This is a genomic window from Janthinobacterium algoris, from assembly GCF_051380935.1.
Taxonomy (GTDB): domain Bacteria; phylum Pseudomonadota; class Gammaproteobacteria; order Burkholderiales; family Burkholderiaceae_D; genus Janthinobacterium.
This window is the reverse complement of the sequence record NZ_JBNYXZ010000004.1, coordinates 1-12,205: the sequence shown is the minus strand read 5'-3', so window position 1 is coordinate 12,205 and position 12,205 is coordinate 1. Positions and strand designations below refer to the sequence as shown.

Annotated in this window: 4 protein-coding genes; 2 read left to right on the top strand and 2 right to left on the bottom strand. The window is 63.8% G+C overall.

The window, feature by feature from the left end; all coding sequences use genetic code 11:
* Positions 1-17: 17 nt before the first annotated feature.
* A complete protein-coding gene (locus tag ACQ4W7_RS07005) occupies positions 18-5,666 on the top strand; it encodes a PKD domain-containing protein (RefSeq protein ID WP_436529404.1) in 5,649 nt (1,882 codons plus the stop codon).
* A 7-nt stretch (positions 5,667-5,673) separates the two neighbouring features.
* Positions 5,674-10,128, top strand: a complete 4,455-nt coding sequence (locus ACQ4W7_RS07000; RefSeq protein ID WP_436529402.1) for an RHS repeat-associated core domain-containing protein — start codon at positions 5,674-5,676, stop codon at positions 10,126-10,128.
* Positions 10,129-10,560: 432 nt separating this feature from the next.
* On the opposite strand, the gene ACQ4W7_RS06995 is transcribed toward ACQ4W7_RS07000, so the two are convergent.
* Together ACQ4W7_RS06995 and ACQ4W7_RS06990 are read right to left on the bottom strand one after the other, a co-directional pair.
* Positions 10,561-11,574, bottom strand: a complete 1,014-nt coding sequence (locus tag ACQ4W7_RS06995) for an IS481 family transposase (RefSeq protein ID WP_436529400.1) — start codon at positions 11,572-11,574, stop codon at positions 10,561-10,563.
* Complete coding sequence (locus ACQ4W7_RS06990; RefSeq protein ID WP_436529398.1) at positions 11,571-12,047, bottom strand: transposase; 477 nt, start codon at positions 12,045-12,047, stop codon at positions 11,571-11,573. The genes ACQ4W7_RS06995 and ACQ4W7_RS06990 overlap by 4 nt, the downstream gene beginning before the upstream one ends.
* Between the last annotated feature and the right edge of the window lie 158 nt (positions 12,048-12,205).

Here is a 12,205-nt window from a genome sequence, read left to right as displayed (position 1 = left end):
CCTCTCATTTTATCGGTGTGCTGACGCTGCCGGCCACGGGCAGTTACACCATCGTGATGGATCCGAGCGGCGCAAACACCGGTAGTGCAACGTTTTCGCTTTATGCGGTGCCGCCGGATGCGAGCGGCAGCATCACCGTCGGGGGCGCTCCGGTGACGCTGACGACGACGGCGCCGGGACAGAACGCCCGCCTCACGTTCAGTGGCACTTCCGGGCAGCGCATCAGTCTGAACGTCGGTGGAATTTCCTACACGGTCTCCTGCGCGACGTTCTCGCTGCTCAATCCCGACGGCAGCGCCTTGAGCGCACCAAGCTACAATTGCGCTTCTTCCTATTCTTTGGGTGCGCTGACGCTGCCGGCCACGGGCAGTTACACCATCGTGATGGATCCGAGCGGCGCAAACATCGCTAGCGCGACATTTTCGCTTGCGCTGGTGTTGCCGCCGCCGACGGCGGATTTCACCCCCAGCGTCAGCTCCGGCGAAGCGCCGCTTGACGTGACGTTCCAGAATACGAGCAGCGGGACGGCCACGTCGTACGCATGGAACTTTGGCGATGGCCGTACCAGTAGCGTAGCCAGCCCGAACGTCCGGTTCAGCCAGGCCGGTACGTTCAATGTCGTGTTGCGCGCCACCGGCATGGGCGGCTATACCGAAGCGACCAAGGTTGTGACGCTGGGCGCCGACGTCACCGGCCCCGCGCTCGGTCAAATCGTATCGGCCGGTGTCCCGATCGGCGCTACGCTGGCATTGCAGCAGAGCAGCAAGTTAAGCTTTACCGCGACCGACGCCGGTGGCGTGCAGTCAGTGACGGCGAATCTGTCGGGCCAGGAAATCGCCGTCCCGAACATGGGGGGCGGAAACTACCAACTGACGCTTGATCCGTTGCAATACGCCAACGGAAACTACGTCCTGACGATCAACACCAAGGACATGCTTGGCAATACCTCATCCGCCCAGGTCGCGGTGGTGATCAACCTGCCTGCGCCGGGCGCCCCCACGTTGACCGCGCCGGCAAGCAATTTCAAAACCAATCAAGCGTCGCTTGCCGTCAGCGGCACGACGGCGCTGGGTGCCGAGGCGCAATTGTTGTTGAACGGCGTCGGGCAGGGCGCCTGGTTCGCGGTCGCCGGTCAAGCTTTCAGCTCGACGCTGATGCTGGCCGAGGGCACCAACCAGGTCGCCGTCCAGGTGAGGAACAATCGCGGGCTGAGCCCGGCCAGCGCGACGGTACAGGTCACCCTCGACAGCTCGAAGCCGGCCGGCCCGGTTGCGCTGACCGCGATCTCGCAGGCGCAAGGGAAGGTACGCCTGAACTGGATGCCGTCGACGGACCAGGCTTCGCTGGGCAGCGTCGTGTACCGCTCCGCCACGGCCTTCGACACGGCGGCGCAGGCCGTCAGGCTGAACGCCAGTCCGCTGGCCGAGCGCAGCTTCGAAGACATGCCGGCGGCCGACGGCAGCTATTATTACCGGGTCGCCTCGGTGAACCCGCTGGGCACCCTGAGCGCGCTGTCGAACAGCGTACGGGCGCGCGCCGACTCGACGCCGCCCAAGGCGACGTCGATCCTGTACGCGCCGGCGGGCAAGCACGACGCCGCCAGCGGGCGCATCGGCCAGGGCGCGGTCGACCTGACCGTCACCGTCAGCGAGCCCATGCTCGCCAGCCTGTTCCTGTCGATCGTGCCGCAGGGCGGCGCGCCGATCCCGGTCGAGTTGACCCAGCGCGGCGAGAACACCTACGCCGGCCGCTTCCTGGTCGACGCCAACACGCCGTCCGGCGTCGCCAACGCGCTGTTTTCGGCGCGCGACGCGGTCGGCAACCGCGGCACCGATATCGGCGCCGGCGCCACGCTGAAAATCGACACCGCCGGCCCGGACCTGTCCGGCATCGTCTTGAGCCCGGCCACGCCGATCCAGAACGACAGCGCGCGCACCGTGCAAGCCACGTTCAGCTTCAGCAAGGCGCCGGCGGCCGCGCCCCAGGTCAAGTACGCGCTTTCCGGGCCGCTGCGCACCCCGGTGGTGCTGGCCGCGCTGACGCAGCTCAATCCGAACACCTACCAGGGCAGCTTCGTGCTGCCCGGCGACGCCGGCCTGGGCGGCCCCGAGTCGCTCAGTTTCAGCTTCCAGGCGCAGGACGATTTAATGAACGTCTCGACCAGGGTGGCGGCAGCCAACCGCTTCCAGGTCTACCAGGGCACGCTGCCGCCGGCCAATGTGCCGTTCGGTTTGACGGCCAAGGCGCAGGCCGCGGGCAAGGTCAGGCTGGCCTGGCAGGCGGTGGACGAGGCCACCAGTTACCAGCTGTTCCGCCAGGCGCCGGGCCAGGGCGGCTTGCAGGCGCTGCAGCGCGCCGGCGGCGCCGACTACACCGACCAGACCGCGCAAGACGGCGCCTACCGTTATGCCGTCGCCGCCGTGCGGCAGGCCAACGGCCAGGAGTCGGTGTCGGGGCAAAGCGCGCCGGTCGACGTGCTCGCCAGCGCCACCGCGCCGGGCGCGCCGCAGAACCTGGCGCTGCAACTGACCGGGCGGGGTATTTACGCCAGTTGGCAACCGCCGCTTGCGAGCACGGTGGATTCCTATAATCTGTACCGCGCCGGCGGCAGCGCCATCACCGGCATTGCGGGGCTGAATCCGTTGAAGAGCGGCGTCAAGACGCCGTTCACCTACGACACCAATCCGCAGCCGTCGGCGGGCGCGTACGTGGTGACGTCGGTCGACGCGGCCGGCAACGAGTCGGCGATCTCGAATTCGAGCTATCTGAACCCCAGCCTATTGCCGGTGCGTAATCTGAAGGTCGAGCAGATCGGCAACGGGCTGCCCGTACTGAGCTGGGCGGCGCCGAACGGTAACGTGGTGTCCTACCAGGTCTACGTCGGCCCGGACGCCGGCAGGACCAAACTGAGCGCCGCGCCGACCGGCGCCACCACCCTGGTCGACACCGGCTATACGGGCGGCGAGCGGCGCTACAGCGTGGCGTCGGTCGACGCCAACGGCGTGGAAATGCCGCGCAACGTGCTGCTGCCGAACGTGGCGGCGCAGATCGCCGCCGGCCTGCCGCTGCAGCGCGGCGTGATGAACCGGCTGCAGGTGCAGGTGGCCAACACCTCGGCCAGCGCGCTCGACGGCGTGCGTGTGGTGGTGCGCCTGCCGGTGAACCCGGACGCCAGCGAATTCAAGGAGCACAAGTCGGCCGCGTTCGCGTTGGCCGCCAACCAGACGCTGCTGGTGCCCGTGGTGGTGGCCGGCTACGCCGGCCTGCCGGCGGCGCCCGAGGCCCAGGTTGGTGTCGAGATCGCGCCCAACGAGGGCGAGCTGGTCAAAATCGCCCGGCCGCAGACGGTGGCGGTGGGCGAGGGCGCGCTGGTGGTCGGCATGGCCACCGACGCCTTCACCCGCGGCGGCGCCGGCAAGCTGAAGCTGACCATCGAGAACACCAGCGAAGTCGATGTGGAATTGCTCGTCGCCACCGGCAACGGCAAGGCGCCGTCGTCGGAGTTGCGCTTCAAGATCCTGGACGCCGACGGCAACGTGCTGGCCACCCAACCCTACGTCCAGGCCGGCGGCACCAACGTCGTTACGTTGAGCAACGGCCTGACCGTGGCGCGCATCGCGGCCGGGGCGAGCTATGTTTCCGAACTGTTCACGCTGAACGTGCCGGCTTCCAGCCCCAACCGCATCCGCGTCAAGCTCGAGGTCGACAAATTGCGCTACCACACGGGCCAGGACGACGAGCTGCAGATCGGCGGGCGCGGCTCCGAGAAATCGATTTCGCTGCTCGACACCGCCTACATCGGCGAGGTCAGCGACGTCGCGCCGCTGAGCTCCTTCGGCGACCAGGACGTGCTCATCCGCGGACGTGCGCTGGAACGCGCCGGCAACGCGGCGCTGCCCAATACGCGCCTGAAACTGGTCCTCAACCAGCAGGGCTACGAGCGCAGCTTCAGCGTGCTCACCGACGCCGCTGGCGCTTTTTCCTACAGCTTCAAACCGACCCTCACCGACGCCGGCCTGTACAAGGTCAGCGCAGTGCACCCCGACATCACCGACCGGCCCGAGCAAAAGGCTTTCACCATCCACCGCGTGACGGTCGGCCCGAGCCCGTACCGGCTCGACGTGCCGAGGAACTATCCGTTCCCGATTCCCTTCGTCACCAAGGCCGGGCCGGGCACGACGGCGAGCCGGCTGCGCTTCACGCTGGACGCGGCCAGCCAGCCGACCGGCCAATTGCCGGCGGGCGTCAGCGTGCAACTGCCGGCGCCGGTCAGCCTGGCCGAGCGCCAGAGCCTGAACGTGCCGGTGCAGTTTAGCGCCGACAACGACGCGCAGCCGTCGGGCAGCCTGGTCTTGAACGTCGTCAGCGACGAACACGCCGGCGCGTCGCTGGCCCAGGTCAGGGTGGACTACCAACTGTCGCAGGCGAAACCGTATCTGGTCAGCACGCCGGCGTATCTCGAAACCGGCCTGGCGCAAGGCGGCAGCCAGGTCGAATCGTTCATGCTGAAGAACCAGGGCTTGCAGGAGGCGCTGAACCTGCGGTTCAGCTTGAGCAAGGCGGACGGCGGCGCCGCGCCCGGCTGGATCAGCATTGGCAGCCAGGCCGCCGGCACGCTGGCCGTCGGCGCCAGCCGGGCGATCGACCTGGCGTTCACGCCGCCGGCGGGCACGCCGGAGGGCGTGTACGAATTCAAGCTCCACATCGCCGGCGACAACCTGCCGGCCCAGGCGCTGGGCGTGTACGTCAGCCTGAGCCAGAGCGGCAAGGGCAATCTGCTGTTCAAGGCGGCCGACATCTACACCGCCACGGTGGGCAAGGACGGCCGCCTGGTCGCGGGGCTGGCCAACGCCAGCATCACAGTGCAGAACGAAGAAGTGCCGACCATGACGCGGGAGCTGTCGACCGACGCCGCGGGTGAGGCGCTGTTCCAGAACCTGCCCGCCGGCCGCTATCAATTCCGCGCCAGGGCGGCCAACCACCAGGAGGCCGGGGGCCGCCTGCAGGTGAAGCCGGGCATCACATCCAACCAGCCGGTGTTCCTCAACTATAACTTGATCACGGTGGAGTGGACTGTACGCGAAATCGCCATCGAAGACCGCTACGAGATCAACCTCAACACGACCTTCGAGACCGACGTGCCGGCGGCGGTGGTGCTGCTGGAGCCGGCCAGCGTCAACCTGCCCAGGATGCGCGCCGGCGACGTGTATTTCGGCGAACTGACGCTGACCAACTACGGTCTGGTTCGCGCCGACAACGTGACGCAAGTGCTGCCGGCGAGCGACGCCATGTTCCGCTTCGAATTCCTGGTCGAGGTGCCGCCGGTGCTGGGGGCCAAGCAGCGCGTCACCATCCCGTACCGGGTGATCGCGCTGCAATCGCCGGACGCTGCGGCCAGCGGCGCCAACGCCTCCGGTGGCGGCGGCTGCGGCGGCCATTCCTACAGCACCAGGGTGAGCTGCAGTTACGTGTGCGCCAACGGCGCCACGTCGAGCGGCGGCTCCAGCGCCTTATGGACCTACGGCAACGGATATTCCGGCAGTTGCGGTGGCGGCGACGGTGGTGCTGGCGGCGTCAGCGGTCCTGGCGGACATTCCACGCCAATCAAGATGAAAGGCAAAAAATGCCAATACGTGCCCAAGGGCGGAACCAGCTGCGAAGGATGAGCAAGCGATGAACAAGCCACTAGTCTCATTTTTGACGTTGGCGCTGTCGGCCCTGCTGGCATGGCCGGCCGCGCATGCCGAGGACTCCCGTAACGGCCTGCGGGTAACGCTGCCCAACGGCTACGCCAACGTGGCGGTCGACGACCTGCGCGTGGCGAGCACGGCGGGCGCGGTGCGCTGGACGCGCCACTGGGACGGGCAGGAATGGAAATTCAACCCGCACTGGGAAAGCCTGTCGCAGTCGTGGAAAAACCTCACCGGCAGCCAGAGCGCCAACACCACCGGCGGCACGTCCGGCGCGTCGACGGCGTCGTCGGGCGGCAGTGGCAGCGGCGGCGGTTGCTGGGTGTGGGTGGACGACGACTGGCAGCCGTCGACTGGCAGCGTGGTGATTGGCGGCGTGCCCCAGGCCGGCCCCATGGTGCCGATACGCACCACGCCGTTCAACCGGGTGATGGGCGAGGGCGACGGTGACTACCCGCCGCCGCAGCGCGTCAGCGTCGACTACGCCGCGCTGTGCGCGGGCAGCGGCGGCGGCGGCGCGCGCGACGCGGAAGCCATCCGCAAGGCCAACGAGTTGTACCTGGGTGAAGCGGGGCGCTACGCCTTCAGCAACCGTACAATCCTGGAAAAACGCGGCGTGCGCCAGCTGCCTGGCGCGAGTGCGGCCGCGCAATACGCCGCCCTGGCGACGGGCGCCATTGCGCTGGCGCCGGTGGACAACGCCAAGGGCTTCCGGTGGATCGACCGGGGCGGCGCCTGGATCGACTACAACACCCAGGGGCAGGTGGTGGCCTGGGGCGACCAGAACGACAACACGATCTGGATGCTGCGCGACCTCGGCGGCGTGCTGCGCGGCGTGGCCGACGCCAACGGCCACGTGCTGTACAGCCTGCACTACACCGGCGAACTGGTCACCGAAGTGCGGGACTACGGGGTCGGCGCCGGCGACCCGGGACGCTCGGTCAAATACGCATACGACGCCCTCAACCGCCTGGCGCGGGTCACCGACGCGCGCGGCAACGCCAGCAAGTACGACTACGACGCGGGCAACCGCATCGTCGCCATCACGGACGCCGAGGGACGCACCGAACAGCTGGGCTACAGCGGCGACACGGTCAAGCGGCGCACGGCGCCCGACGGCGCGGTGACGGACTACGAGTTCGACTACGACGACACCAACAAACAGTTTGGCAGCAAGATCACCGGCCCGGAAACGGCGGCGGGGCGCCGCGTGGAAGACTATACCCACAACCGCGTGGGCAAGTTGGTGCGCACGATCGTCAACGGGCGTACCGAGGCGGAGGTGCGCTACGACACGGCGGCGCGCAGCCGCATCGTCACCAACGCGCGCGGCTTCACGACGCAAGTGAGCAGCAACGAATTCGACCAGGTGGTCGAGACCGTCCATCCGGACGGCGCCGGCGAGAAGCGCAGCTATTCCGCGCAGCACCTGGGCTTGACCGAGGAAGTCGACGAACTGGGCGTCAAGACCCGCTACCAGTACGACGACAAAGGCAGACTGGCGAAGAAGACCGAAGCGGCCGGAAGCGCGGACGCGCGCGTCACCGACTACACCCGTAACAGCCTCGGGCAAATCACCTCGGTCACCAGCCGGGGGCGCACGGAGGCGAACGGCACGCTGACCCCGGACGCGGTCTGGTTGCTTGAGTACGACGCCCTCGGCCAGCTCAAAAAGGCCACCGACCCCGAAGCGAACGTGCGCCAGTACCGCTACGACCACGCCGGCAATCTGGTGGGCATGACCGACCCGCGCGGCAACGCCACACGTTATGAGGTCGACGCGGGCGGTAACTTGAGCAAGGTCAGCGATGCCCTGGGCCGTAGCCGCGGCTACGAGTACGACAAGGTAGGCAACCTGACGGTGTACACGGACGCCCGCGCCAAGACGGTGCGGGCCGCCTACGACGCGATGAACCGGCGTTGGCAAAGCACCAACGCGGTGGGCGGGGTGTACAAGGTGCAATACAACGGCCAGGGCCTGACGCTCTCCGAAACCGACGAAGACGGCAGAACCAAGCTGAGCGAGTACGACAATTTTTTTGCGCTGACAAAGCAAACCGACGCGTTGAACAATGCGACCCAGTTCGGCTACCAGGTCGCCGACGGCAGCGCCGCAGGCCTGCTCGGCAGCCTGAACCAAGCCACCGAGGTAATCTACCCCACCTTCACCCGGAAAACCCGGTTCGACCGGCGCGAGCGCCAGACCAGCGAAAGCCTGAAAAACAGCAATGCCCAGGGCCAGGAAACCCTCACCAGCAGCGTCGGCTACGATAAGCGCGGCCAGGTCACGAGCGAGCTGGACGCCAACGGCCACAGCCGCACGCGCGGCTACAACGCGTTTGGCCAGCAGACCGAACACGTCGATGCCCTGGCCGGCAAGACCACCTACGAGTACGACGCGCGCGGCAACTTGCTGCAAGTAAGCGACGCCAAAGGGAACGTGCACCGCTTCGACTACGACCGCAACGACCGGGTCGTCAAGCAGACGCTGCCGCTGGGCCAAATTACGCGCTTCGGCTACGACGCCGCCGGCAACGTAGTTGAAAAAATTGATCCGCTCGGAAACAAATCGAGCGCCACTTACGATACGGCCAACCGCCTGGTCGAAATCAAGCAATACAAGGCGGACGGCACCTTGCTGCGCAGCAGCACCCTGACCCTGGACGCCAACGACAACCTGGCCGCCTGGAGCGATACCGACCACGTCGCGAACAAAACCAGCGGCGCCAATGCCACCTTCGACGACGCCAACCGCAAGACCGGCGAAACCGTCACCTACCCCGGCGGCCACACCTTGGGTTACGGCTACGCCTACAGCGCCGCCGGCAAGAAGATGCAACTTGCCTGGCCCGACGGCACGCAGATAGCGTATGGCTACAGCCCGCACGGCATGCTCGCCTCCGTCACCATCCCGGGCGAGGGCGCGATCAGCGTCAACCGCTACAAATGGACCGCCCCGGAGCAAACCGCGCTGCCCGGCGGCGGCGCGCAGGAAAAAACATACGACGGCCTGCTGAAACTGGAGAGCTTCAAAGTCAAGTCGCCGGCACAACAGAGCGTGCTGGAGCTGAGCCACCAGTACGGCAAGGTGCAGGAACTGAAGAAGCGCAGCCGCACCGACACGGCCAACAACACCAGTACCACCCAAAGCAACGACTACCAGTACGACAAGGAAGACCGGCTCGCCGTCGCGACGACGGATGGCGGCGGCGTGTTCGGCACGGACACGGAGGGTTTTACGCTGGACGCCGTGGCCAACCGCGTCGCGCACACCAAACAAAGCGGGACGTGGCTCTACGACGCCAACAACCGCCTGACCCGGCGCGGCAGCGGCGCGTGCGGCGCGCCGGGAGTGGTGTGCTACGAATACGACGCGGCGGGCAACCTGGGCAGGCAGACGGAAGGCGCCAAGCTCACCCGATACGGCTACAACGCCAGTAACCAGTTGGTGGAGGTCAAAGATGGCGCCGCCCAACTGGTCGCTAGATACGGTTACGATCCGCTCGGCAGGCGGATCTGGAAAGAGCAGTACCGCGACAGAAGCGGCGCGGTCCTCGCGCAAGCCCGGCGCACCCATTTCCTGTACGCGGACGAGGGACTGATCGCCGAGGCCAGCCAAAGCATCACGCTCAACGCCGACCAGAGCGTTACCGCCAACGGCGGCGCGGCGATCACCACGCAATACGGACCGCGCCCCGACGCCATGTTCGGCACGGGTATATTGTTCGTGAAAACGCAAGACAGCAACGGGCAAGACAGATACGCTTACTATCACCACGACCACCTGGACACGCCGATCCAGGCGACGGACAAGCAAGGCAACGTGGTGTGGGCGGCGCGCTACGAACCGTTCGGGCGGGCGCACATCGTCACGCCGGCCGCGACGGCTGGCAAACCGACGATCGCGTCGAACCTGCGGTTGCCGGGGCAGTACGAAGACCAGGAAACGGGATTACACTACAACTACCACAGGGATTATGATCCGCAAACGGGACGGTATGTGCAGAGCGACCCGATTGGGCTGGAAGGTGGTATCAATACCTATGGGTATGTGGGGGGCAACCCTGTCATCCGAACTGACCCCTTAGGTCTTGCATGGGTATGTCAAGGAGTCGTACCTTTTGTTTTCTGTAGATATATCCCACCTGTTGATCCGATCGAGCAAGGGTTTTTACCACCGCTACCGCAGCCAATTAACCCTTGGACGGATACCAACACTGAAACCCGTACGCCTGCTTTTTGCCCGCCAGATGGGCCAGATTGCAACAGAATAAGAGTTGAAAATTATGGGAGATGTAATCGCTTATTTGCTGGTGCTTTTGCACTTAATATTGCGGCGAGGTTAGTCTGCTATTACGTTGCGGATCATGCCTATAAACGATGTAAAAATAGAGGTGGAACAACATCGGGAGGGAATTCTGATGGCATGTCAGACTAGGCGGCAGAAACGTGAATAATCAATTATTCAGGGAAAATTCGTGGAAAATTCAAAGAATCAGACGATTAAATATTCTGAAATTGCAAAATCTATTTTACTGTTAGATGCGAACAAATCAATAAATGTTATTTTATCATATAGTCAAGCTAAGTTATTGGAGAGGTATCTTCGTCGGATTTGGGCCGTTGATACGCGAGGCATACTATATGACTCGATTAATTTATTTATGCTGCAATTGCAAATTTTATTCCGCTGTCCTCAGCTAGCTGCTTTAGGGAATATATATGATCCGGATAAAATAGATCAAGTATGTTTCGAAAAGCAAGGGAATGGCCTCGTTCTGGTTACATTTCCGCCGAGGGCCTAACTCTTTAGTTTCGTGCGATCATATTCCTCGTCGCAGCATGGCCATGTTCCGGGCCAAAGCTGTGCTTAACGAGTTGATCGGCGGTTTGTGTCAAGACCCGCCTGGTTATAAACACGTTTAACGAATAATTCCGGCTTTTTCGCATGCGATTTCTTCATTGCCTGAATCGGCGTTTCGTTGTTGAGAGCACGCTGCGGGATGTTGTGGTTATAGATTTTCAGGTAATTGCGCAGTGTCGATTCGAGCTCGGCCCTGGAAGCGAAACGGGTCTGGTTGACGACCTCGCTGATGCGGCCGTTGAAGCGTTCCACCATACCGTTGGTCTGTGGATGACGTGGCGGGATCAGGCGATGTTCGATCGCCAGCTGCTGGCATAGCACATCAAACGCGTGCTTGCCGCTGGGAATCCGGTCGCCCGTTTCCGGGTCTTTTTTCTTGCTGCTAAAGCGGTCGGTGAACTGGCTGCCATTGTCGGTGAGCAGCTTGACGATGGCAATCGGACAGGCTTTGTTGAGCTTGATCAGGAAGTCGGTGCTACTGCTGTCGGACTGGTCGGCGTAAATCTCCATGAAGACCCAGCGCGTGGCGCGGTCGATGGCGACGAACAGGTAACGGCGTTCGTTTTCATCGGGCATCTGCGGCAAGTACTTGATATCCATATGTAAAAAGCCGGGCTCGTAGTCCTTGAACGACTTTTTGGTGACCGGCTTGTCGCCTTCTCTGGCAGCCAGTTCAAGCCGGCTGGAGACACCATGGCGACGCAGGCAGCGCCCCAGGGCGGCACGCGAAAGCGCTGGATTGACAAACTCGCGGGCCACCGCCAGCAGGTCGTCGGTGGGCAGCAGCAGCGTGGTGCGCAGCTCCACGACGACCAATTCCTGCGCAGGCGTGAGCGTGGTGTGCATGGTACGCGGCCGGTGCGAAAGATCCTCGGCGCTGTCGCGGTTCTGCCACTTGCGGATCGACAGACGACTGACATTGTAGCGCTCAGCCAGCTCCCGTTGAGAGAGCGTCGAGTTGCGGATTTCGTCCCGGATCAGATGAGTGGTGCGGGCTTGGCTGTGAAGGGCTTGGCTCATGGCGCTGGTAGTTGGGTGACAGAATTCAACAGTGTACTCAAAAGCAACCGGGCCCTGAAAAATGGCAGGCTGCGAGTTGGAATATGATCACCCATATCTAAACAGCTATCGACAACACCGGCACTCGGCAGCACCTCCCGCTCATTGCACAAGCGATCAAGCATCAGCGCCAAGTTATGGATGGTACGAAACAGCATGCGCCGCATCAGCCGCCGAAACCAGTAATAGACCGTCTGATACGGAGGGAAATCATTCGGCAGCATGCGCCACTCGCATCCAGACCACACCATGTAACGCAACGCATTGATCACCGTGCGCAAATCCGTCTTGCAAGGCCTTCCCGTCTTCGCTTGCTTTGACAGCAGCGGTGCGATCAAGCGCCACTCTTCATCTTTCACATCCGTGGGATAGCCACGTTTGAGTCCCGTCCTCACCTGCTGATGCCGGTTTCGATTCTCTTGCGTCAACATCATCAATCGCTCCAAAACATCAAAGATGGTAAGCGTAAAACCTGCCTTCCGATTACCCACAATTCGCTTGTATACTTTCAACGATTCTGTTAACTTTTTTCACATGAGGAATTTGATCGCAATCAGATGACAACGCGGAGGACGCCAAGCGATTCCGCATC

Coding starts and splice junctions, on each gene's coding strand:
- ACQ4W7_RS06995 (WP_436529400.1), bottom strand. CDS start 11,574: ATGAGCCAAGCCCTTCACAGCCAAGCCCGCACCACTCATCTGATCCGG.
- ACQ4W7_RS06990 (WP_436529398.1), bottom strand. CDS start 12,047: ATGATGTTGACGCAAGAGAATCGAAACCGGCATCAGCAGGTGAGGACG.
- ACQ4W7_RS07000 (WP_436529402.1), top strand. CDS start 5,674: ATGAACAAGCCACTAGTCTCATTTTTGACGTTGGCGCTGTCGGCCCTG.